25 protein-coding genes are annotated in these 24,378 nt (G+C 31.0%); 24 read left to right on the top strand and 1 reads right to left on the bottom strand.

Annotation, left to right across the window (positions count from 1 at the left end):
- Positions 1-6 precede the first annotated feature (6 nt).
- The gene (locus C4F50_RS02800) at positions 7-1,059 is read right to left on the bottom strand and encodes a PKD domain-containing protein (RefSeq protein WP_193844903.1); all 1,053 of its coding nucleotides are present in this window, start codon (positions 1,057-1,059) and stop codon (positions 7-9) included.
- Positions 1,060-1,404: 345 nt separating this feature from the next.
- On the opposite strand from C4F50_RS02800, the gene C4F50_RS02805 reads away from it, so the two are divergent.
- The 24 genes from C4F50_RS02805 (at position 1,405) to C4F50_RS02920 (ending at position 24,375) form a co-directional block, all read left to right on the top strand.
- Positions 1,405-2,046: a C40 family peptidase gene (locus tag C4F50_RS02805; protein WP_228011945.1), complete on the top strand. Its 642-nt coding sequence runs from the start codon at positions 1,405-1,407 to the stop codon at positions 2,044-2,046.
- Positions 2,030-2,974: a hypothetical protein gene (locus C4F50_RS02810; protein WP_193844904.1), complete on the top strand. Its 945-nt coding sequence runs from the start codon at positions 2,030-2,032 to the stop codon at positions 2,972-2,974. Before C4F50_RS02805 ends, C4F50_RS02810 begins: the two co-directional genes overlap by 17 nt.
- Positions 2,975-2,976: 2 nt before the next feature.
- Positions 2,977-3,957, top strand: coding sequence for a TssN family type VI secretion system protein (locus C4F50_RS02815; protein WP_095931719.1), 981 nt, complete (start codon positions 2,977-2,979; stop codon positions 3,955-3,957).
- Between the two features lie 23 nt (positions 3,958-3,980).
- Positions 3,981-5,063 carry a LysM peptidoglycan-binding domain-containing protein gene (locus C4F50_RS02820; protein WP_193844905.1) on the top strand — a complete coding sequence of 361 codons (1,083 nt, stop codon included), beginning with the start codon at positions 3,981-3,983 and terminating at the stop codon, positions 5,061-5,063.
- Between the two features lie 67 nt (positions 5,064-5,130).
- Positions 5,131-5,625 carry a DUF4280 domain-containing protein gene (locus C4F50_RS02825; RefSeq protein ID WP_193844906.1) on the top strand — a complete coding sequence of 165 codons (495 nt, stop codon included), beginning with the start codon at positions 5,131-5,133 and terminating at the stop codon, positions 5,623-5,625.
- Positions 5,626-5,636: 11 nt separating this feature from the next.
- Positions 5,637-8,276 carry a peptidoglycan DD-metalloendopeptidase family protein gene (locus C4F50_RS02830; RefSeq protein ID WP_193844907.1) on the top strand — a complete coding sequence of 880 codons (2,640 nt, stop codon included), beginning with the start codon at positions 5,637-5,639 and terminating at the stop codon, positions 8,274-8,276.
- On the top strand, positions 8,263-9,450 hold the full coding sequence (locus tag C4F50_RS02835) for a hypothetical protein (protein WP_193844908.1): 1,188 nt from the start codon (positions 8,263-8,265) through the stop codon (positions 9,448-9,450). Before C4F50_RS02830 ends, C4F50_RS02835 begins: the two co-directional genes overlap by 14 nt.
- 117 nt (positions 9,451-9,567) lie before the next feature.
- Positions 9,568-10,770 carry a hypothetical protein gene (locus C4F50_RS02840; protein WP_193844909.1) on the top strand — a complete coding sequence of 401 codons (1,203 nt, stop codon included), beginning with the start codon at positions 9,568-9,570 and terminating at the stop codon, positions 10,768-10,770.
- Positions 10,771-10,915: 145 nt separating this feature from the next.
- Positions 10,916-11,920 carry a hypothetical protein gene (locus tag C4F50_RS02845; RefSeq protein ID WP_193844910.1) on the top strand — a complete coding sequence of 335 codons (1,005 nt, stop codon included), beginning with the start codon at positions 10,916-10,918 and terminating at the stop codon, positions 11,918-11,920.
- 119 nt (positions 11,921-12,039) lie between these two features.
- Entirely contained in the window at positions 12,040-12,579 is a 540-nt protein-coding gene (locus C4F50_RS02850) for a hypothetical protein (RefSeq protein ID WP_193844911.1), read from the top strand.
- 21 nt (positions 12,580-12,600) lie between these two features.
- The gene (locus C4F50_RS02855; RefSeq protein ID WP_193844912.1) at positions 12,601-13,173 is read left to right on the top strand and encodes an SH3 domain-containing protein; all 573 of its coding nucleotides are present in this window, start codon (positions 12,601-12,603) and stop codon (positions 13,171-13,173) included.
- A 104-nt stretch (positions 13,174-13,277) separates the two neighbouring features.
- On the top strand, positions 13,278-14,168 hold the full coding sequence (locus tag C4F50_RS02860) for a hypothetical protein (RefSeq protein ID WP_193844913.1): 891 nt from the start codon (positions 13,278-13,280) through the stop codon (positions 14,166-14,168).
- A gap of 442 nt (positions 14,169-14,610) precedes the next feature.
- Positions 14,611-14,904: a superantigen-like protein SSL4 gene (locus tag C4F50_RS02865; RefSeq protein WP_193844914.1), complete on the top strand. Its 294-nt coding sequence runs from the start codon at positions 14,611-14,613 to the stop codon at positions 14,902-14,904.
- Positions 14,905-15,010: 106 nt separating this feature from the next.
- Positions 15,011-15,751, top strand: a complete 741-nt coding sequence (locus C4F50_RS02870) for a hypothetical protein (protein WP_193844915.1) — start codon at positions 15,011-15,013, stop codon at positions 15,749-15,751.
- 223 nt (positions 15,752-15,974) lie between these two features.
- Complete coding sequence (locus tag C4F50_RS02875; protein WP_193844916.1) at positions 15,975-17,144, top strand: hypothetical protein; 1,170 nt, start codon at positions 15,975-15,977, stop codon at positions 17,142-17,144.
- 23 nt (positions 17,145-17,167) lie between these two features.
- Positions 17,168-17,680, top strand: a complete 513-nt coding sequence (tssO, locus tag C4F50_RS02880; protein WP_193844917.1) for a type VI secretion system TssO — start codon at positions 17,168-17,170, stop codon at positions 17,678-17,680.
- Positions 17,681-17,732: 52 nt separating this feature from the next.
- Entirely contained in the window at positions 17,733-18,182 is a 450-nt protein-coding gene (locus C4F50_RS02885; RefSeq protein WP_193844918.1) for a hypothetical protein, read from the top strand.
- Between the two features lie 21 nt (positions 18,183-18,203).
- A complete protein-coding gene (locus C4F50_RS02890) occupies positions 18,204-19,574 on the top strand; it encodes a DUF5458 family protein (protein WP_193844919.1) in 1,371 nt (456 codons plus the stop codon).
- A 95-nt stretch (positions 19,575-19,669) separates the two neighbouring features.
- Positions 19,670-20,197 (top strand): hypothetical protein, encoded by a 528-nt coding sequence (locus C4F50_RS02895; RefSeq protein ID WP_193844920.1) that lies wholly within the window; start codon positions 19,670-19,672, stop codon positions 20,195-20,197.
- Between the two features lie 58 nt (positions 20,198-20,255).
- Positions 20,256-20,969 carry a hypothetical protein gene (locus tag C4F50_RS02900; protein ID WP_193844921.1) on the top strand — a complete coding sequence of 238 codons (714 nt, stop codon included), beginning with the start codon at positions 20,256-20,258 and terminating at the stop codon, positions 20,967-20,969.
- A gap of 12 nt (positions 20,970-20,981) precedes the next feature.
- Positions 20,982-21,413: a GPW/gp25 family protein gene (locus tag C4F50_RS02905; RefSeq protein ID WP_193844922.1), complete on the top strand. Its 432-nt coding sequence runs from the start codon at positions 20,982-20,984 to the stop codon at positions 21,411-21,413.
- Between the two features lie 180 nt (positions 21,414-21,593).
- Positions 21,594-21,980 (top strand): type VI secretion system tube protein TssD, encoded by a 387-nt coding sequence (tssD, locus tag C4F50_RS02910; protein ID WP_012025247.1) that lies wholly within the window; start codon positions 21,594-21,596, stop codon positions 21,978-21,980.
- A 154-nt stretch (positions 21,981-22,134) separates the two neighbouring features.
- Positions 22,135-22,530, top strand: coding sequence for a type VI secretion system tube protein TssD (gene tssD, locus C4F50_RS02915; RefSeq protein WP_095930969.1), 396 nt, complete (start codon positions 22,135-22,137; stop codon positions 22,528-22,530).
- Between the two features lie 123 nt (positions 22,531-22,653).
- Positions 22,654-24,375 carry a type VI secretion system Vgr family protein gene (locus C4F50_RS02920; RefSeq protein WP_348536971.1) on the top strand — a complete coding sequence of 574 codons (1,722 nt, stop codon included), beginning with the start codon at positions 22,654-22,656 and terminating at the stop codon, positions 24,373-24,375.
- The last annotated feature ends 3 nt before the right edge of the window (positions 24,376-24,378 follow it).

The raw sequence follows: 24,378 nt of genomic DNA on the forward strand, positions 1-24,378 counted from the left end.
ATCAAATTAATCTTTAGACCATATCAGGTATTTTTTTACTTTATAGCTGATATTTAACCCCTTAATGCAGTTTGTTTGTTTGTCTTTATTTAAGCGAATTGATTCAATTTTTATTTTCTTTCCTTTTACAGCAGCGCACAACTGCGCAAAAGTTACCAGATCTTTATCATTTTTTACAACCGGAATATCAAGATCATCGCACATAAATTCTGCAAAATCATCTTTTACTTTGCTGCCTTCTGCGACTTTTTTAAACAATATTTCAAATTGATCTTCAGACATTTTGGGTGCTTTTTTAATTGCTGCGGTGCTGTCTTTTACAGTTTTAGTTTTCGGCGCAACAGGAACGTATTGGAGCATTTCTTCCAGCGGATCTTTTTTAACAGGGCCGCGGGGCAGGGCAAATGCTTCAGCTTTTTTCTCAAATTCATAGGAGCTTACGTCCAGCGGATTTGTCTTTTTTATAACTCTCGGATGTACATAAATAACCTTTTTTGCCACACGGCTGAAATCTCCGTTGATAACAAGGGTAATGGTTTTTTCTCCTGGAGTAATAAAATTGTAAACAGGATTAGAGGACGTTTCATCAATACCTTTATTTTCTCCAAATGCCCATTCCCAGGTTTTGGCATCTTCTGAGATCGATTTAAAATAAGCAGGCTGCCCAACGGTAATTGTTCTGGGTACAATAATTCGGGGTGTTCCTATTTTATCAGCAGCAAATTTATCCTTTATGGTGATTTCTTTTGTATGGGTGCAATTGCCGTTTAGGGTTAAAGTAACGTAGTATTTTCCTGGATTTTTATAGATATGAAAAGTATGCTTTCTGACATCTTTTTCTGATCCGTCTCCAAAGTCCCAAATCCATGATTTTGCATTAGGAGTCTTATCATAAAACTCGATCGATTCTTCAGACTGCGAATGATCCGCGAAAATATAAAATTTAGCATCATCACAATCAACATGATTAAAAAACTGAACGATAAATGCAATGATTCCAGCTAATAAGAGAATCGTGAAAAAAAACACCACTCTAATATCAAAATTTTTTTGATTCATTTTTAAATTTTAAACAATTTACGATGTAAGATAATTTTAACAAAAAAAGAAAGCAAATGTAGTTTTAAATAATTTAAAAATGTTATAATTATTACTATAAATTTTACAAATTTTATTTGTATTCTTACAAAATATTTCTTTAGGTTTGTATCCATCACGTTTAAAAAAGTAAAGGAATTCATAATAAACAAGTTAGCTCAAAAAAGAAGAATTTTCTCAAAGCAAAAAAGTGAAATAAACTCAAAAGCTGGTTTTTTATTGTAACTGAAATTTTGAAAAAATCCATTTGGACAGTGAAATAATTTTTAATTATTAAAAAAAAAAGAATACTAAATAATATTTTTTATGAGGCAGATTGTTATGATGATTCTTATGATGCATTTATTTACAGAGTGTCCTGCTCAAAAATATATTTCGCAAATTCCGTTCAAATATGATTATTCTCTTGAGCAATTGAAAAAGGAGTCTGGAATGAACGAAAATGGTTTAAAGAATAAAACTGTAATCAATGATAATTCAGAGAATTTAAGTGATGCTGTACTGGCACTCAAAGAAAAATATTCTATTATTCTTGCTGTAATGCCTAATAAAATTACCAATTACAAATTGTACTCCTATATTGATCCTTGGCTTAATACGCCATACAAGGAGAAGACTTTTTCTAAGAAAGGAATAGACTGTTCTTATTTTTTACAGTCATTGTATAGTGATGTTTATAAAGTTACCCTTCCAAAAGATCCCGCTGGAATGTGGAAATCCAAATCGATTCAGATTTTTACCGGAAGAAGTTTCCTTGCAGAAGGGGATCTGGTTTTCTTTAGGTATGATAAAGACCACCCAATATCCGATGTTGGGTTGTACCTCCATAATGACCGAATTTTAGCTTGTACAGACAAAGGTCTGGCCATCTATAATTTCAATGATGAATATTTTCAGTTACGATATATAGGCGCAGGACGAATTAACGAAGATGGAAAGAAAAAGTAAAAAATGTCTTGAGGATCTGGTATACGAAATTGAAAACATTTCGTATGACATTAGGGCTGAAGTTGTTGCTAATGAGCTTCTTGAAAATAAAGCGGTGCTGCAGGACGAAATTACGATTTCTAATCACGGACAGTTTTCAAGAGCCTACAGGAGTGATATTTTGGGAGCTGGAATTCAGGATGATAATTATGATAAGCAGGAATATCTAAACATACGATTATCTCGTGATAGTATGTATGATGCTCTTCCTGAAGGTTTTGTTCATAGTTTGACGGAAAACAATGCTGATAAATCTGTTAAACAGATGATCAGGGAGCACAAACACCAGAAAAAGCAGGAAGCTGACGCCCGTGTTTTTTTTACTCCTTTTGAAAACGAAGTTTTTCATTATCGGACTAAAATAGAAAGTGTTGAAAGAAATTTTTTGTATAAGCTGAACGGAAGCAAACCGCTGGATTTTTTCTATGATTTTTGGGGATTGTCACACATTTACCCAGAAATTCTAGTTTCAAAATTCATTCAATTACTGCCGTATGCATACAAAATAGTTGGAGACATCGATTTAGCCTGCAGTTGTTTGTCTAGTATTATTGAAGAAAAAGTTAGTTATACAACAACCACTTCAAAAGAATACAGTGAAGAGGGAGAACAGATTAAGTTAGGAGAAAACAGGCTGGGGGTTGATTTTATTACTGGAAAAGATTATATGGATTATTCTATGAATTTAACAATAGAAATTGGTCCCATAGTCAATAAACCTTATCAGCACTATCTTAAAGATAGCGATATAAAAATATTTATAGATTGTTTTTGCGAACATTTCTTTCCGATGGAAGTAGAAGTAAAAACAGTTTTATTGATTAATGAAGAAACGGAGCAGTTTAATTTTAGTAAAGAACCTGTATTAGGGTACACAACACGAATATAGTAATGATTAAGAAGCATTTATTAGACCTTATTGATATCAGGCTTATAGTATTTTTAGTAATAATTGTAGGGGTAAGCCTTATACTTACCATGTTATTCAGAGATAAAGTAAAAGAATTTGCGCAGCAATACAAAAGGAAATTTTATATCTATGTTTCCTCTTTTGTCTTAGTATATGCGCTGGTAGGTTTTTTGGGCTACAACAAACTATTTACTGAATTATCAGACGAATTTCTTTTTTATCAAATTGCATCATTGTTATTCGGTATCCTGAATGTTTACTTGTACAGATGGTATTTTAACGAGTTTAATAAAAGCGGCGATGTGGGCATAGAACTGTTGTTTTCGCTGCTCATAGTACTGTACTCCAGCGTATTGTTTATAATTATTTACACCGCTTTAAACGGCATTACCCTGACCTTTTTAATGTGTTCTCATTTTTTGGTGTTTATAGTGCCGACAGGCGTTTATATTGTGTTTAACTATATGATGCAGATTCCGCCAAAAGAATATGTTACGTGGAAAATTCCAGAGAGAAAAGATCCTTTCCCAGATATTGAAAACGTTCAAATGAAGGATTTACTGTTGATAACCTTATTAATTCAGAAAAAAGAAAGTGATACAAAATATACTTCAATAAGATCAAAAGGTCCGGTAAGAATTGATTTTGGCGCTTTGTTTTATCATACTGTCTCTGGATACAATGAACATAATGCAGAAAGTAAAATTGAATTAAAACAAGATGGAAAAAATTGCAATTGGGTATTCTTCCTGCAGCCAAAATGGTATCAAACAGCAAAATATGTAGATGCAAAATATACTTTAGGAATGAATGGTATTACAGAAAATTCGGTTATTATCTGTAAAAGACAGAAAAAAGAAGAAATCAGGATGCCTAAAAAACAGGAAGGAGATGATGGTTTCATGTTTGAACCTAAACCCAAACAGAAAGAAAAAGAAAAGGAAGCTGAATTGACTAATTAGAAATAAAAAGTAGTTTAAAGCAAATGTATTATTTAGAAAACTCAGACGAAGAATCAGTTTATGATAAACATCTTACTTACAAAGTAAGAAAAGGAGATACGCTGCAAAGTGTAGCAGATGAACTTGGAATCGATTCGCAAGAGCTCAGAAGATATCATAATATATATTGCCCGCTTCCCGATTTGATTGAAGCGGATTTTAAAAGTTATTTGAAATTTGTCATTCTGGCTTCTGAAGAAACAAAGGCTAAAGTAAAAGAGGAAATACTAAAAAAGCCCAAAAAAGTAATTTTTGGAAATGATTACAAAATACCTTTTTTATCAGAAAAAAGCACCAAGACTTATAAAGCAAAATATACTACTGTGGCAGGCAGTGCAGTTGACGTGATCGAGATGACTATTGGCGTAAAATGGCTCGCGACGGATAAAAACAAATACCATCTCTTTGAAATAAATAGAGAAAAAGAAATTTATGTCAATGGTTCACCACCAGATTCTGTAATACAGGAACTTGAAGCAAAGACCGCAGAAGTGCTGTATCCTTTAAAGATTGTGGTTGACGAATTTGGTAAATGGGTTGATATTTATAATTACGATGAAATTGAAAGCCGCTGGCCAAAAATAAAGAGGGAAGTTTTAGACTATTATGAAGGAGAAGTAGCAGAAACTTATATGGAACAAACAGAATATGCTTTAGAAAACTCAGATACCTTATTAGAATCGCTGCGTTCAGATTATTTTTTGAGGACTTTTTTTAATGGCATTCATGTAGGATATACAGGAGTATATTCATTTGAGACCGAAGTATCCTTTCCGTTGGAAAAAGATGAAGAATCGGTTTTTAAAGTAAAGCAGAAAATAGATGCTGTTCTAGACGATAACGATTTAATAAGAATCGAGCAAAAAGGAGATTATGTAGACACAGGTTACGATGTTATATACGGTTATGCGCCTTGGAAAGGAAATTTTAGTTCAGTTTACTTTCTAAATCCTGATTCTTATAATATTGAAAAACTAAATGCACAATGTAATATTGAATACGATGAACCTATAAAAGCAACTATTGAAATTGAACTTGTAAAGAAAGAGGAAAATCAAGATAATTAAAAGAGGAATTTAAGATTATAGTGCTAAGAAGGTTAAAAGAATAGTTGATATTCAAAAAAGTAAAGCCATGAGTGAGAAACATGTAGTAGTACAAGGAGCGACATTGAAATGTAAATTCAGTGTAGAACCCAAAACAGATACTTTGAAGGTAAAATCGCAGGAAAAACATTATGCCAACGATAAAGATGCCGAAAAGAAACTGATTGCAACCGATAAAGAAATTGGGCAGACACTAGAGAAAAATACTTTTGGTAAATGCAAAATGCAGCCAAACGGAAGCGGTGATTATCTCCCTTGTCAGGCTGTAATTAATAAATGGAGCAGTTTTTATGAAAAAGTGACGCTGTCTAATAAAGGAAAAATATTATTAGAAGACAGTAAAGGAACTTGTCCCATTGGAGGACCGGACTGTATCACGGTAGACAAACACGGACAAAAGGCCGAGCCTGGAAAACAGAATGCAAAAAAAGAAAAACCGCAGGTAAACAATCAAATTAATCCTTTGGTAAATACATCAAAATTTAAGGAGAGTTTAGAAGAGAGTGATTCTATTTGTAAATAAAATAAAGCAGTATGTCAGATTTTAAAATAATTGGAAATACGGATCCTGTTGTAGGTAAAGAAGAATTTTATTCAGTAAATACTTTTTTACCAAGTATTCTGCCTTTTCAAAACACAGCTTCAAACAATAGTTTTGAACAGCCTGTAAAATGGGAAATTTACATTCTAGAAAATGGAAGATGGCGTAAAACAAAAGAGAATGATAAAACAGGAAAACGAGTTTCGTATACCTTTCTTCAAAAAAGTTTAGAGAGAAAAGGAATCCGTATTCTGGCAAGAAGAGGAGAAGATGTGGCACGCCTCAATATAAAAACACATCCTGCCGAGACTCCCAAAATTGAAAGTATAGAATTGCTGGATAAAGCAGGAAAAAAGCCAACAGCACCGCTTTCTTACGGACAGACTCTTAAAGCAAGAGTACATTGTCTGCATATGGAAAAACGCAAAGTAGCTGTAACCCTTTGGGAGGATGATGCCGCTGGAGCAGGGCATAATAAAGCGAATGAAAAAAATATATTGCAAACGCTTTCTGGAATAGTTAAAGACGGAAAAGCAGATGTCGATTTTGTATTACGACCAAGTTTTGCAAAAATTGCCAATAAGAGTAAAGACGAGGGAAAAATACACGAATATTATGTAACTACTGATTTTGATAACGAAAAATTGGCTAGCAAAAATGTTGATGTAAATGACCTGGAAACACCTGTAGCGCCTGTTAAAAAGAAAATACCATTACAGCAGCCGGCACAAACTAAACCGCCTGTGCAGCAGCCAAAAGCAAATGCACCAGTTACAACTGGAACTGAAAAAGCTAAAAAAATTACAAGAGTACATATTACAGATGCAGCAGGACGCCCTATTGTTGGGACTTTTAAAGAAAAACAAATAAAAGTTTGGATTGATTCCGTTGGATTAATAGGAAGAGAAATTCGTCTTAAATTGTATGAAGATGATGGAGATGAAACATTCAGTGATTTATTATTTGATGAAAAATTTACTATAAAGAGTAATATTTATGGAGTACTTATACCACTAGACACTATACCTAAAAGTTTGGGTGACGATACTTTTGAAGGAAGTCAGCAAGAGTTGTATGCAGATGTTCAGGTTTTACAGACGAACATAACTAAGCAAAGTGTAACAGTTGACGTTGACTCAAAAGTGTTTAAACAAGATTCTTTCAGTATAGTAAATGCTGTAATGAAGCTTTTTGAACCTAGTAAAGATGATGGTAATAAGGATGAAAAAGGTACTTGCCCGAATTGTAATAAACCTGTCACTTCTGAAGAACTGAAGAGAATATTTACTCAAGCTGATGAGGAAACTTTGAAAAAAGCTGCTGATTCTTATTCCAAATATATGAAAGATATAGGAATGAACACTTGTTGGAATAAGGCACATTTTTTTGCACAAGCTGTTGTAGAATCGGGACTTAAATTAAAAGTCAAAGATGGTGAAAATTTTAATTGGTATTATGAAAAACTACCAAGGAAATTTAGTGCTTTTGATTCAGTAGAAGGAAGGAGAAATGCAGAACTTTGGGGTAGAGCAATTGAGGATAGGAGGGATCCACGAGCAGTTGATGTAACTTTAGAAAATCAGAAAAAAATTGCGAATTGGGCATACTCTTCAAATTTTTCTAAGGGTAAAGAATTAGGGAATACAAGTCCAAATGATGGATGGAATTTTAGAGGTAAGGGCCTGGTTCAGCTAACTGGTAGAAAAGCATATAATTATGCAAATAAGTATACAATTAAGGAGGGAGCAAATATTCTGAATAATTCTGATTTAGTTTCTACTGATATTGCGATTGCAGTACTATCTTCAATGGCATTTTTTAAATGGAAAGATATCAATACTATTACAAACGGCAACTCAAATACAAAATCGATTTCAAAAAGAGTAGGTAATGATATTGATGGTAGTCATGAAAAAAAACAAAATGCTTTTACAGACGTGACTTCTAAAGTGTTTAAAATAAATGAATGCAAATGGAAAGAAGAAGCTGCAATTGCAGGTAATTGGCATGAACCAGTGGATAACCCAATATCAACGCTATATATGCAAAGTGGTGGTGGAGGAAGATTAGGAGAGCACTGGGGATTATTTGGTACTACTAGAAGTGGTCATGAGCATCAAGGTTTAGATTTATTTGCTGAGCTAGGAAGTAATGTCTATTCTTGTGTGAAAGGTGTTGTATATGAATCTAAAAATCATTCAGGATATGGTAAAACTCTTACTATTAAAATAACAGATAAAGAGGCTTTCTTTAATCATAGAAGAGATTATAAAATTCTATATTCGAATGAAGGAGAAATAATACAAGGTCAGCATTTCGACAAAACTCAGGACATATATTTATTTTATGCTCACTTAAGAGAAGTATTAGTTACTAAAGGAATGTCGGTTGATGCTGGAAAAGTCATTGCAAAAAGTGGAGTTTCGGGTGTAGTATCAGGAACATGCGCACCTCACTTACACTTCGAAATATTCACAACTTTATATGCTGTGGGTAGAAGATTAAACTACAGGTGTAATCCTGGATATTATGTACATTTTAAAGGTGCATCAGAACAATCAAGAGCAGAAAAAGATTTACAAAAAAAAGTAGCAGAAAGTGGAAAAATTATTGAAGTTAATGGAAAAATTTAAATTAGTCTTATTATTTGTATTAGCATTTGGAATATTAAACTGTAAACATGTTGACAATTCAACCGAAAGCACAAAAACCGAGGCCAATAATCAAGGTGCATATAGAGAAGTAGTTTTTACAAAGAACTATAAAAGTAATGGTGATGTAAGTGAATTGAATATTGGCTATAAAAATTATTTACTTCAATTTAGATTTATTGAGGATGTTACTTTATTACAATTTATTGTTGATAATAAAATCGTTTCTAATTGGAGACAAGTATTGTTTAATTTCCAATATCTCCCTGAAAACTATGATGGAATCAGATTATTATTTAATAAAAATGATTCTGAAGGAATTTTATTGCTACCTGGCTATACAGAAGAATATCCAAATTTAATTTCCTATAAATTTGATACAAGCCATTTTTCGTATTCTGGTAATTTCGATATTAAAAGCAGTGATCTGAATAAAATTCCTCTTGAGAAATTAGTAAAGGAATGGAAAAAAGGCTCTTTTGAAGCAATTAAAAAAGAAAATGAATATGTTTTAACATTTAGTGATGATTCAAGGCAGAATATCTTAAATTTTGAAAATTCCCAGTCACATGATTTGTTATCAGCTGCAGATTTAAAAAGTTACATTGATAAGGTTTTACTTTTAGAAAATAGTGATTTGCAGGTAAATTCAGGTTTTGCTGAATTCAAAAAAAATATAGAGAAACAAGGATTTAAAAGTGTTTTTGAGAGGGAGTGCGATCTGAATCAAGATAATGATCAAGATAAAATTACAGTATATTCAACAGATTTTCCTGAAAATATTGGCCCAAATGATTACAAAGAATTTATTGTATCTGTACTTATTTCTGGAAAAATCTTTAAGAATAAAAATATTGTTTCAAAGTATTATGCAGATAATGTTGCAGCCGGCTTTAGCGATGTAAAAGTAAAAGATAGTTTTTTTACAATTGAGCAAGTTAATGGTTTGGGAAATGGAATGGTGCAAGAGTATACAACATTTAAATATCAGAAAGAAACAAATGGAATTATTCTTCATAAATATTCTAGAATAGAAAATGAACGTAGCGATGGTGACGAGAAAGAGAAAATTTATACTTATACTAATAAGAATTTTGGAACGATTTCTTTTGAAGACTATAATTCAGAAACCATATTGGAAAAATGTAGAAAGTAATTTTTTTTATTTACATAATTCATAATATAGAAAAGCTCCTTGACATATTGAAAAGAAAAGCCCAGCTAGCAAAAACGTAATGTTTTTGTTAGCTGAGGTAATTTATAAATAGAAATTATGAAAAAAATAATAAATCTTATTCCAATTGTTATTATCATTTTTTTTAACTCTTGTGATTCGAAAAAGAAGGGAAATAATATTGAAAACCACGATTTAAAATTATTATTAGAAAAGCAAATTAAAGCAGGTTATGCTGCCGAAAAGAATGAAACAGATTATCCTAATTATAACTTCTCAGAAAATGATTTGAATTCATCAAATCAAATATTGAAAGAATATCTAATAGAGAATGGATATAAACTTCCTGATAATAAAGTGTTTAATGAGTTGGTTAACAAAGTTTTTCAAAGAAGCTTAGATTATAGTTCTACAAAAAAAAATGTTTACTTAGATTTTACTAATCCATGTGATAGAGAAATAAAATTCTTGAAAAATAGTTCAGAGGAGCAGCAAGATGTTTCATTCTACATTAGTAAGGAAGGCAATTTCATAACTGAGTTATTTTCAATTCCAGAAATTTTAGATTATGAAAAAGTTTATCCAGAAATGAAAATATTAGAAGAAAAACTCCCTTTAATCAATAATAATATTAAAATATATAAGTGGAGTTCGCTAGAAAATTTATCTAGAACTAGAGAACGAAATTTAAAAACTCTTTTATCTAGAAATAAGTTTTTATTTAATAATAGTAAAGTCGATTTGATTTGGCTTCTTGCTAATGATAAAAAATTCTTAATTGATTTAGTTGTCAAATTTGGTTTTGATAAAGAAAAACAAATCAATCAAATAGCTTTAGAAGAACTGTATGCAAAATACAAAAATGAGAATCCAATTCAAGTTGAAAAGATAGGTGATTTATTTTTTTCTAAAAATTGTGATAATTCGCTTTCTATTCGATATGGTTTGCTAGATTATTTAAAAGAAATTACAACTGAAAAAGACAATAGATTTATTTATGCTTTATCGGATTACGCATCAATTTTATATGATGGTGATCTAAATAATGTATTTGAAAAAGACCCATCGAAAAGATTTAATGATGTTCAGAAGGCAAATATAATTGCATTGATTGCATCTATAGAAAATCCAGCAAAAAATAAATTTAAATATAAAAATGCTGTCTTATGGAATAATGAGTCAACAGCAATTGAAGATTTGTCAGTTTCCCACCCTGAAGTAGTAGATATAATTGTTAAGAATAAATATTTTGGAATAGAAAATTTAAAAGAAATCATTGATAATCTTGGAAGTGATGAATAGATAGGTGCTTTCGCAGATCTGAAAATTAAATAAAATATTAAGAAATACTGAGGTTCCTTGACATATTGAAAAGAAAAGCCCCAGCTAGCAAGAGCGGTATGCTTTTGCTGGCTGAGGGAATAAAGTAGGTTTAAAAAAAAATAGAATGGAATTAATTGAAGGGTTTAATAGGAAAAAAATATTTTTTGTCTGTTTATTATATACTCTTTTTTGTTGTAAAGGAAACAATAAAGAAGAGTTTGTCGCGAACGATTTAAAAAGTGATGCGAAAATTAGCAATAGTAATGCTTCATGTTTTGTTAATCAAAAATGTATTAATAAAAATCATCTGAATGGCTTTATTTATGAGTTTCAAAATGAAATAGTTGAAGTTGTATCTGGTAAAAATTCTACAAATGATTTCGTGATTAATGGAGAAAAATATCTTTCAAATTTAACTCTAGAAAGTGCAGATTTAAACCTTTATTATTATAAATGTAGTGCTAAAGAAATCTTTTTATTAGAGGGAGATGATTACTATAGTTCTACAATATTTGCCTATTTATTTGAAAATAAGAATTTATATTATTTAGGAAATTTTAGTGTCAGCCAACCTAACGTAGAAAAAACGGGAGTTAAAAAAAAGGATTTTAAAATATCTACAGATAATAGTCAAATATCTATTGAAGTACTATTAAATAGCAAATCATTTAATACTTATAAGTTAAATGAAAGAAAAAGTATATCTAAAGAAACTCAAATTACTAGTAAAATTGACCTTTCTGGTATTTGGAGGTTGAATTGTGAAAATTCTTTAACAACATTTGATATTTCAGGAACGGAGGGTTATATGTCATTATATTCTGATAATGCAATTTTTATTAATGTGGAATTGGTAGGTATCGAGAACAAACTAAATGAATATTATGTGAGATTCAAAGGAACTGAATCTCAACAAAAATATTACGAGGATAAAAAGAATACAGTTGACAGTGAAATATCTAAAACACAAAATATAGGTAGGTTTGTTTTAAAGGATAATAATATTCTGTTTTATTGGAATGGATTATATAATGATAAAACAAAGAAGAGGGATTTTGTAGAGGATTTTGTAATGCTTAAAGAAAATGATGGAAAAAATCCAATAGTTCTAAAAAAATGTGAAGAATAAATTGTAAGTCAATTAATAATTTAAGCTCCTTGACATATTGAAAAGAAAAGCCCCAGCTAGCAAAAACGTGATGTTTTTGTTAGCTGCGGGAATTAAAAGAAGTTAATAAGTAAGTTATAATGAAAAAAATAAGAATAATATTTTTTGTTTTTGTATCAATCATAATATTGAGTTGTGAAAGTAAAAAAGATAAAATTGAATTAAAAAATACAACTGTTTTGACCTCTACCAGAGAAATATCAGACTGTGAGAAAATTCTTTTTCAGCTTTTTTATACTAGTGATTTTGAAAACAAAGAAAAGTATGAGGTTAGAATTGATAATATCAGAAATGATACTATTATAATAAAAGCTTTTACAAGAAACAATTTATCAGATAATCCTAAAACTCAAGAAATCGTAGAAAGTGTTGTCGGCTGGTTTGTCATTCCTCCAAAAAGGGACGGACTATATGTATCATTAAATGCTTTAGATCCGATCGAACCTAATTTTAAAAAAATAAAAACTAAACAAAATTGTTTTAGAGATTTTTTAAACTGTAATAATCAAAAACAGACAAACAAGATAAAAGATGAAATAAAATTCACTGATTTATTTAATGAAGGTACTAATATTGATTTTGCTCCTAATGATTTAAATAAGAATCCTTCAAAAATTTAAGATTTCAAAAAAAAGCTTGAAATGTATTTTGATGAGACTCCTTTGCCAGAAGATTTTGATATTAAAAATTTATCATACTTAATAAACAATGAAACTTTTTTTGATTTGAAATATTATACAAATAGCGCTTGGTTACAGTATTTTATTACTAAATACAAGATAGATGTTACGCTGCTAAATGATTTAATGAGTCAAGCAATAAAGCAAGAAGATTATAATGCTGTAAAAACATTAATAAATAATCATTATGCTGTTTCTAAAATAGATTTAGAAATTTCTTCTGAGGTTAAACAAGAATCGGAAAATAAAATTCAAGAAAATAAAACAGATGGTTATGAAAGCTATATTGTTTCAAATTCCAAAATTGATGAAATAATAAATTTGCTTCATAAAAAATTTAATTCAAACAAAATAAGTGATCCCGATGGTTTTACAAATTTGAGAAAAGAGAAAAATACATCTTCTGAAATTCTTCAAAAAATTATTGCAGGAAATAAAATTGAAATTTTAGATAATTCAGGAGATTGGTGGTTAGTGCAAACGAAAGAGGGTAAAAAAGGATATGTATTTAAAACTAAAATAAAAGCAGGATAATATAAATAGGACATGCTCCTTGACATATTGAAAAGAAAAGCCCCCGGCTAGCTAGAGCGGTATGCTTTTGTTAGCTGAGGGAATTTATAAATGGTAAAATTAAGATGAAAATAATTCTAAACAATAAGGCTTTAATTGTACTGATGATGTCTCTTACGATAATTAGTTGCAAGAAAACTGATTCGAGGAAAGATTCAAATTTTGTAGCAAAAACTGTAAACAAAAAAGAGCGGGGAATTGTTTCTACAAAATTAGAAACAAAAGATTATAAGGATGAATCATTTGTTTTAAGCTGTGGCTCGGGTTGTGCCATGACCTACACGCCAGAAGTTGTTGAAAAATATGCTGCAACTATTAAAGTAAAGTTTAGTGTAAAAATGTATGTTGATGAAGTATTATCAGACACTTATGATGAAGCATATATTTTTTATTATGATAAAGACAATAAATTAGAGAATGTTAAATTAGAAGGAAAAAGTGAAGATATTTTAAAAACACTTATGCCTGATGCTCAAGATTCTTTTAAGAGTTTTGGGGAAAACATAAATCTTACTCATGCAGAAAAATCGAAAAAAAACTGCTTTGAACCTAGTAAATTAAAGTTGCCATATAATCAGCAGATTAATATAAATACAGTAAAATATAATTTTCTTGATTGTAATTCTATCAAAGGAGTTGATAAATACGATTGTGGAGAAAATAAGCTGAGGTATTTATCATTACCAAGTAAGGGAGATATAAGTGTTATTTTAGTGCCACAAGATTGTGGAGATTTTGCTTACAGATATTATTTATTGACTATTAAAAATAATATAATTGTAGGTAATCTGTACGTTGAAGGGGAATGGTATGAACCAGAGAATTATAATGATAAAGAATTAACATCGTTTTCCATAGATGAGCAATATAATATTGTAGTTAAAACTAAGAATTCTACGTCTACTACATCAAACACTTATCTTATTATAGAAGGAAAGATTGTAAAAAAGAAATAAGTTTTCATTGTTGTTAATCTTTATTCGGAAATATAAAGAAACTTATTTCAATAAAAAGATTTAAATAATTTATAAGCTCCTTGACATATTCAAAAGAAAAACCCCAGCTAGCAAGAGCGGTATGCTTTTGCTGGCTGAGGAAATTTATTAAAATAAATATAGTATGAAAAAAATATTAGGATTAACACTTTTAGTTGCTCTGATGATTAATTGTAAACGTAATGGGAATGAAAGTAACTATATTAATGAATTAGATAAGAATTCAGAAATAAAATGATAAAAAGATTCTTTAAATAAAGAAGGTATTACTAATGATGCAGAGTGTTATTCAAATACTAAGATTACAAATCTACCTATTACTAATTCTGTCATCGATGGTAATAATGTTTGGAATGAATTAGATTGTAATATATCTGATTTACAAACGCGAGATTATCTAAGATTGCCAGATATTAGAGATATTAAAGTCTTTATAATTGCTGATTTTAATTTTGATGATTTTAGATACACTTTAGTAACATTAAAAAATGATAAAAAGGTTATCTCAAAGCAAGATATTGGTTTTGCAAAAGAAGGTGATGAATCGAATACAATATCTGAAATAACTGATTTTGAAATAGATAAAGATTATGTTTTTACTTTAAATACTAAATCAAAAACGGAGAATGATTTTAAAATCATAAAGACTGAAAGATTTAGGATAGATGAGAATGGCTTAATAGTAGTTATTAAATAATTAATTAATATTAGTCCATATACAGCTTCTTTTAAAATATTGAAAAGAAAAAGTCTCGACTAATAAAAGTTTGAAAAACTAATGATACTTAATAGCTTAGATAGTAATGAAAATAACATTTAAATTTTTAATAATAATAGCTCTGCTAATTTCTTGTACTGGAAAATCAATAAAAAATAATGATAAGACTGTGAAAAAAATAGATTATTCGAACAGATCGATTTCGCATAATGCTAAGGAAAAATTCGCAGATAGCCTCTCAATAGATACATTAAGTACAATGATGACAGAATATGGCGGAATTAAATTTTATACTGAAGATAACTTGAGAGGTGATGGTGTAGTTCAAATATCAATAGATAGTGATCTCGAAATTCTGAATTTCGACAAAACAGTGTATGGAAGTATAAAATTAACTAACAATGCAGGAGAGCCTTTTAGTATTAAACTTCCAAAAAGTGTTATAGCAAGAGAAATAATTCCAAATGTTGAATATAGAATATTTTGTTTCGATGCTGAAAAACCTGAAAAAGATAATGATTTTTTGATTGTTTACATAAATAGAGAGAAAAGATTAATAAGTAAAAAAAAATGTAATTATAAGTTTAATTCATGGGAAGAATATATTAAAACAGCCTTTATTCATCTTACCTCAAAAGTTGAGAACAGTTCAAAAGAAGAAAAAAAATATTATTATGCAGCTTTGAGGATTAAAGGAGATTCTATGCAAGTCAAATCAGTTGCAAAAACGGCGTGTGATTATGTTGAAGAATATAAAGATGTTACAAGATGGATAAAATGGAAAGAAAATTCATGTAAACTTATCACATTTGATTTTTGTTATTAAGCAATAAAATATACAGATAGCTGTAAAACGTTTCTGTTTTTAAATTTAATTATAGTTCAAACGGAAAACTTAAAATCCGGCTCAGTGCGCGTAATTGTTGCTATTTAACCCGAAAAAGCCTGTTATTATTAATGAAACATCATTTCATAATAACAAAAGCTAACCTAAATTAAAACAGAGAAAAACAAAAACATTCTCATTTCAAAATAAAAAATATAGAATTATGATAGAAAAATTAAGTCATTTTCCCGTAAACTGGATTGATGGGATGAAGATAAATAAAAGTCATTTTTTATCGATTCAGGATAACGTTTCTGAGTTGGTAAACGATGCTATAGGTATTCATACCACGCCTATAAGTTATGGACTGCTGGATTCTGGAAATCAAAATAAAGAGGCCACAAAAATCACTTTAGGAATCGATAACCACAAACTGCTTCGCGTACGTGTAGAAGAATGCCACGCCATTACGCCAAACGGATCGAGAATCGAAATTAGTAAAAGCAACACCGATACATTGGATCTTCAGGTTCCGTATCCAGAAGACACTTACGAGATTAAAGATGGCGAGCAGTTGGTTTTGTTAGCCTGTATCTCGGTGAATTCTAAAAAGAGAATTCCTTTTGGCGAACCAGATCCTGATGAAGTACCGCCAAGATATCCGTACACACAGCCTGAGTATAAGCTTCATTTAATTAAAGCCGAAGAATTTCGATCAGGAATAGGGTATGGTGGTTTTTACCTGGCAATTGGTAAAGTCCTTATTGGAGATACAACAGTTTTAGACGAAGATTATATTCCGCCATCAGTAACGGTAGCCTGTCATCCAAAATTAGTTGACATGCAGGCGCAGATCGCACGTTCGTTTGGTCAGATTGAGATTTATTCGGTTCAGATCTCTCAAAAAATTAACCGTGCACAGCAGACAGGAGTTTTGTCCCAGACTGTTATGCAATTGGCAGACAATACGGGATATTTTCTTGGAAATTGTTTAACGCAGTTCCGTTGGTTTTCGTTGCAGCAGCCTCCAGCTTTGATGTTAAGTACGGTGGTGTCATTTGCCAGAGTGATGAAGAATTTTATCGATTCAAAATCCGGTGCAGGGAAAGAAGAACTGCTGAATTATTTTGCCGAGTGGTGTGATATCTCGCAGGGAGATCTCGAAATCATGTTTACCACTCTTATAAATACTGGTTACGATCATGTTCATATTGATAAAACAGCCTCACTTGTAATGAATGCTTTGGCTAGAATTGAGAAATTATTCGAGACACTGAACAAACTGGATTACATCGGTAAGAAGAAAGAAAACATTGAGTTGTTTGTGGCTGAAACAGATAAAAAAGACATCGTTCATAGCCCAAAACGACACGGTTTCTTTATAAAAGATTAAAAAATAAAATAGTAATATAAATTATGGAAGTATTAAATAAACAAGAACGCCAGAAAGCTTTTATAGCTTTTTTAATTGCCTTTGTCCTGACTTTTTCGGTTATGCTGATTGCAGTTTCGTTCAATTTTTACATGCCTGTGGCAGAAAATAAAATGCTGAAAGCAGAAAATGAAATGATGAAAAGAGAATACGATTATCAGACTAACTTTTCGGTTAAAATAGACAGCATCAGAATGACTATCGATTCGATCAATTCACCAAAGGTAGATAACGATTTTCAACAGCGTCTGGCGAATGTCATGATTGCCAATATTTATCAGAAAGTGCCAAAAGACACTACTGAAAACAAAAAATTATACAATAATGTTATTCTGGCGTACAAAAATATTATTGACTATAAAAAACAAATTAGAAGTCTTACACACAATTCGCACTTAATAGACAGTTTGAACCAATCGGCAAAAACCTATAAAGAAGAATTAGAAAAAGTAAGCAGAGATTTGGATGTATGTCGTCAGATTTATCAAAATCAATAAGTATAAAATCAGAATCAAAAACAATAAACTAATAATTTAAAAATTTGAAATTATGTTGTCAAACTATGGAATTGGAGGAAATGAAGTAAAAATTGATGCAGATGAAGCGATCACTGCAATCCCTCAAAACAGAACACTTGTTGCTCAAAAATTAACAGTTGATGCACCTGTAAAACCAGAATTGGTAGAAGGAATTACAAGTATTGAAAAAGCATTTGAACATTTTAAACCAGAAGTAAAAGTAAATTTTGAAACTGCTGACGGTGCAACTAAAGTGGAGCCTTTAAAATTTAAGAATTTAGGAGATTTTGGTATCAAAGGAATCACAACACAAAGCAGCTTTTTATCTGATCTTGAAACAGAAAAAGATCAGTATCAAAAGATTATCCGCCAGTTAAAATCAAACAAGATTTTAAAAGCAGCTTTAGAAGACGGAGAAGCTAAACAAGCTTTATTAGAAAGTCTTGGAGCACTGATCAGCGAGTTAAAAGAGAACAAATAAGAATTTAAAAATAGTATAGATATGGCAAGTAAAGAAGCATATAAAGGAGATCTGGATACAGCAGTATTAGAACCTAAAGCAGTAAAAGGAATTTCAATTGAAAAAAATGTTGAAAAACTAGCTAAATACGGCGGTTTTGATTTGCTGGAAATGGCGATTGAAGGTGTTCAAAACCTTAATCCAGAGAGAAAAGCAAGAAGAAAAATCTTTTTAGGAGAAGTAAATAAAGCTAAAGAAAGAGAAACACTTTTAAAAACTTTGGAACTTTGGTCTTCTGTTTTAAGCAATAATGAAGCTTTGACTGATATGGTGGCTCAAAGTGAAGACAAGTGTAAAGAATCTGAAGCTTTGCTTCAAAAAAACCTTGCTAAAGCTGTTGAAGATACAAGAGAGATTGAAGCAGCCTACAGAACATTGGCTTTATTCTTTAAAAATACAGAAACAGATAAAGTAAAAAATGTTACGATTGTAAATGCAGAACTGGATCAATTAAAAGATCTTGACAATACACGTTTTATCGATGCAATTCACTCAGAATTGGTAGACAATTACGATCGTTTGGATCTTAAAAACAACTACGGTATTTTGGTAATTCCAGGATATTTAGGATCTAATAAAGTGATCGAAAAATGGGCAAAAATTGCGCATGAAAATAAAGTTATGTTGGTTACAGATTTCGAACACCTTGACGAACCGGATGATGTAATGGAAATGTTTGACGCTGCTTCTTTAACAGGAGGAGATGTTTACCGTTCTAACGTAATCATGACTTGTAACTGGCTGGTGGGACGCGGCAGATTTGATCAAATTGGTGAAAGCGAAGACTTACACGTTGCACCTTCTGCAGCATTGGCAGGAAAAATATACAAAACATTAATGTCTCAAGTTACTGCAGGTAAGAAATTTGGTGGAATTAATGAAGTGGATGGAGTAAAATTTGATCTTAAGAAAAGCGAAATCGCAAATCTTGAAAACTTAGGATTGGTTCCAATGGTAAATGAATACGGTAAAGTAATGGCTTTCTCTGCTAAAACATTATTCAGCGGAGACAATCTAGGATTGCAAACCTATTCTGTAGTTCGTGTTTTTGATTATGTGACTAAGGTGTTAATGGATTTCCTTAACCGTCGTGCTTTCGAAAACTTTACAGCAAAAACGCGTAAAGAAATTATGAATCAGATCGTTGCTTTCCTTGACGGAATCACTGGTCCAGATAAATTAATCGAGAATTTCGAAATCCGCAGATTCGAGCAGGATCCAATTCAAAAAGACAGAATCTATATGGACATTCACATGAAACCATATTTCCCGGCAAAAAACTTCCTTATTAAAATGGATGGTCAAAAAGGAAATGACGGTACAGAATGGGATACAGATTACGAGCAAAAATAATTGTACAGTAAATAAAAAAGGAAACATATTTGATATGTTTCCTTTTTAAACAAAACATTGATCTTTTGAATGATCAAACCAAATAATTCAAATTCATGAACGTACTTAAAATTTTACTTTTAGTCGGTTTGTTTTCTATTTCAAACGCAATTAAAGCGCAAAAAGTAAATCAGATTGATACTTTAAGCTGTCCTATTACGCAAAACGATTTATTGCTTTCAGGAAAATTATTTGCAAGTGCGAAACCCATTTTACTTCGTGTTTATAACGAAGATTATGAATATGCTGTTTTTCAGTTAGGAAAAAGAAGAGGCAGTATTTACCTATATTTTAAAATTTTTTCAGATAATGTCTGTGTAAAACAGGAGCAGCCTCTGGAACTCTATTTTAAAGACGGAGAAATGTATATTCTTAAAAATACTTTCAAGGTAAATTGTGACGGAACAGCAGCTCTTGAACTTACACGAAGGGACATTAAAAAACTAATGTCGCACAACATCAATACTATAAAATTTTTCACACTTAAGAAAGACTACGAATTTAGTCCTACTGAAGTTGATAATCAGAATATAAAGTTTTATCTGCACTGTTTGAAACTTTATAAGGTGAGGAAGAAAAAATAAATTTTTAGTTGAATTAAACACAAAAACACTCAAGTACAATCTATCAAAAAATCAAAATATGCCATTTCCAGAATTAAACCTTTCATTGGGACTTACAGATAACGATGGTTCTGTTTTCTATGCAGGAAGCGGAGAAGGAAAAGTGATTGTAAGAACAGATTCTGCTCTAAAAAAACACACAATTAATATCATTATCTCGGAACAGCAGACAGGATCTGTTTATTTAAAAACACAATTTGAAGGTTCTGAAATTCCAGCCGAAATCGAAGTGCCAACGTATCAAATGATTGTGACGGATGATAAAACAAACGAAAAAGAAATATATAAAGTTACCCGTGATACTTTTTTTTATAAGCAGCAGTCTAAGAAAAAAGGATTATGGAGTTTTTTGGGTTTAAAATTTTTAGCGCCAAAAAACTTTCTCTTTGAAAATATACCCTTCGAACCTTTAAAAGAGGAAATCGAGACGTATGATATTTCGAGATATAGAAAATTAAATGGAGAAGAACTTAGTTATACTTTTCAAAAAGACGGACAGAATATTCAGCTTTTTGCCGGTGATATTAATGTATTAAAAGTAGAGAAAGGAACCAGCTATTTTGTAATTGTTGATGAAAAAAAAGGACAGCGGTTTATAGGAGATATATTGTATCGTGAAAAATTCCTAAAACTGACACCTTCAGTAAAACTGAGTCTGATTAAACGCAAACAGGTTTCTAAGGAAATGGAAACAGATAAAAAAGGTCGTACAGACAGATTGATTTATATTTAATATGTGCAAAATATGAAAGGAGCATTTTACAAACTGCCTATAGACTTTAATAGCGTAATGCAAAAAAAAGAGTTAGAAAAAACTTCAATAGAGCATTCTATTGCACAACAGGTTATTTTATTGGCCACAACCACATTTGGCGAGTGTAAGTTTGATGAAACGTTTGGGTCAAAAATTTGGGAGATAGATTTTGATCTGCTAATGAACGAGAATACGCTTAAAGAGATCATTTCGAAGACAATGAAACAGTCATTGACTCTTCACGAAAAGAGGATAAAAGTAAAAGAACTTAAAGTTGAACTATCAGAAACAATGTATTTGGTTGATGATGTCAGCAGAGCAAAAAAGAAAGTTGATATCATAATTGAAGCAACAATAAAAAGTACCAACCGTGATTTTGATTTTAGAGGCTATTTTTTTGTTGGTCCTTTATCTTATAAATAACTTTTTTAGTAATATTTTATACTCATTAAGCCAAAAAAATGTTGTTTTTATTTTTAACTTATTGATAATGAAAATATTGAATATGTAAATAAAATTTTATTAAAAATATTATAATAATAAGATTTTATTTATATATTTACAGCATAAATAAATAAATTAATAATTAAAAAATTTTTCATTATGTCGTTTTTAACATCATTAACAGTAGCAGGAAAAGATTACAAAGTATTAAACGTAAGTTATGATTTAGCTCAAGAAACAGATGCTTCTGGGCGTCCATCTACGGTAACACGCGGAGGAAGAATCATGATCGAAGTTGAATCAACTGGAAGTACTGAATTGTTTGAATGGATGACTAACAATTTCGAAAGAAAAGACGGGTCAGTAAAATTCATCAAACGTGATTCAAATGCTACTTTAAAAGAGCTAAAGTTTACAGAAGCTTACATGGTTAAGTACAAAGAAAACTTTGATCATAACAGTGAAAATCCATTAACGGAAACTTTTATGATTTCTGCTCGTAAAATTTCGATGGGTGGAGGAGAATTTGATAATGCTTGGGTATAATCCTTTGGACTTTATCAAAATCTAATTAAACTAAAAGGGAGTCCAATTACTTGGACTTCCTTTTTTTTGTTTTTTCTTTCGAAATATCTGGTTTTGTAATAGTAAAACTAGATTTTCAACATTTCCTAAATTTAATCATCTAATAAATCTACCAATGAGTTTTTTATCTAAATTACATATAGACGGCGAAGAATATAATGTTCTTGAATTTAATATTGGCTTTAAACAAGAAATAGATACAACAAGTAAACCTACAGGTAACGCAAAAGGCGGCGTGATCAAAATGATCATCGAAGCAAGCCAGAACAGCCATTTTTTATCTTGGATGCTAAATGGGGATTTAACCAAAGACGGAAAAATTGTTTTTTACAGAAGAGATGCTTTAAGCAAAATGAAAGAGCTTTCGTTTACTAAAGCATTTTGCATTGGCTATGATGAGCAATTTACAAGCACTACCGAAATACCAATGCGAATTACGATGGAGCTAGTAGCAAAAGAATTGACTTTTGGAGACGCTAAATTCTCAAATAACTGGATTGCTTTAGATTAATTGTTTAAATCTTATTAAAAACAAGTACGCATTATTATGGCACATTTTTCAGAACAAGTACATATAACTATAGGGAGTTTTCCCAAAAATATTGTCTATTATGATTTAAAGCTATCCCAAAAAATGGCCGAACATCATCATTTTTCTTTTGTCTGGCAATATACAGGTCAAGCAGTAATTAACCCGGCAGAGCAGGCAAAAGCACTAAGAACCTATCTTGGTGATGAGGTGATTTTTACCTTTAAAAGTCTTACTGGAATTAGACTAATGAGTAAAGGAATAATTACGGAACTTGCATCTATTGATCTTGACGGAAGCCCCGCTGGTTTACACGTATCGGGTGTTAGCCATAGTATTGTTATTGATGATATGAAGAAATCAAGAACATTCCAAGAAAGAAGTATGGATGATATTGTACTTGGTATTTTTGCTGAAGGACCAGGAGAATTTTATCAAAGAGATTCTATTAGATCAACTTATTTAAAAGAATTTAGAAATCTTCTGCAATATAATGAGAGTAGTTTTGAATTTTTAAAAAGAATTGCAACACGTTATGGACAGTGGTTTTATTTTGACGGAATGCGTATGCAGTTCGGACAAACAAAAAACAGCCAGACTAAACTTATTAATGGCGCTTCGCTGCATAGTTTTAAGATACAGGCAAATATGGCCTCTCATAAAATTTCATTAACAGGTTATGATTATAGCAATGTAACAACTTTTCGTAATTCGGCTGCTAAAACTTCGTCTGGAAGTAAAGACAGTTTTGCTGCTATTGTAGGTTACAATCAGGGAACTGTGGCGAATTCTGATTTAAATAATGGTGTGTACACTGCAAACGCTACAATTAAAGAAGAATTAGATGATATGATAGCACTGCAAACTGCAGGACGCGATGCCAATAGTGTATATTACAGCGGTATTTCTTATTTTCCAATTGGTCTTGGGCAAGTATTTACAATAGTAAATCAAACAGTAGTACATGAATTGATTGCTATCGAAGTTACGCATCATTCTCAGGTGCATGGTAATTATTCTTGCGAATTTAAAGCTATTCCAGCAGATGTAGCGGCACCGCATTATACCGATGTATTCGTTTTTGGTAAAGCAGAAACACAGCCTGCACAAGTAAAAGATAATAACGATCCAGAAGGTTTAGGACGTGTAAGAGTAGAATTTTATGGTGCAAGCGGTACAGCAGTTACAGATTGGATTAGAATGGTACAGCCTTATTCTGGTTCAGGAAAAGGATTTTATTTTGTTCCCGAAATTGGAGAAGAAGTTTTAATTGGCTTTGAAGGCAATAATGTGCAGAATCCATACGTAATTGGTGCACAATATAACGGACAGGATTCAAGCGGCTATGCTGATGCTCAGAATAATGTCAAAGCAATTCATACTCGAAGCGGCCACATTATAAAATTTACAGAAGAAGAAAGTATTACTATAGTTGATAAAGCGGGTAACGAAATACTTTTGGATAGTGTTGGAGGAAATATAAATATTACAGCATTAAAGACTATTAATCTAAATGCAGAAAATATAAATGTTAACGCTTCTCAAAATATTAGTGTAAGTGCGGGAATGAATATTACAGAAAGTGCTGGAGCGGATAAATCTACTGCTGTAGGCATGTTACATACAGTTATGGTTGGAGGTGATCATATGCTTAATGTTACCGGAAACTTTATGGAAAGTATTGAAGGTAATTTGGAGTCGCATAGTGCACAAGAAAGACAGGAAGTAGCTGTAAAGGGAATTGAAACAAGCAGTGAAGGTGGGATAAATAAGCATTCTAAAAAAGAAATACAAATTAATAGTGCTGAGAAATCTAAATCACACTAAGGT

The sequence above is a fragment of the Flavobacterium hungaricum genome (assembly GCF_015182285.1).
GTDB classification, from domain to species: Bacteria; Bacteroidota; Bacteroidia; order Flavobacteriales; family Flavobacteriaceae; genus Flavobacterium; species Flavobacterium hungaricum.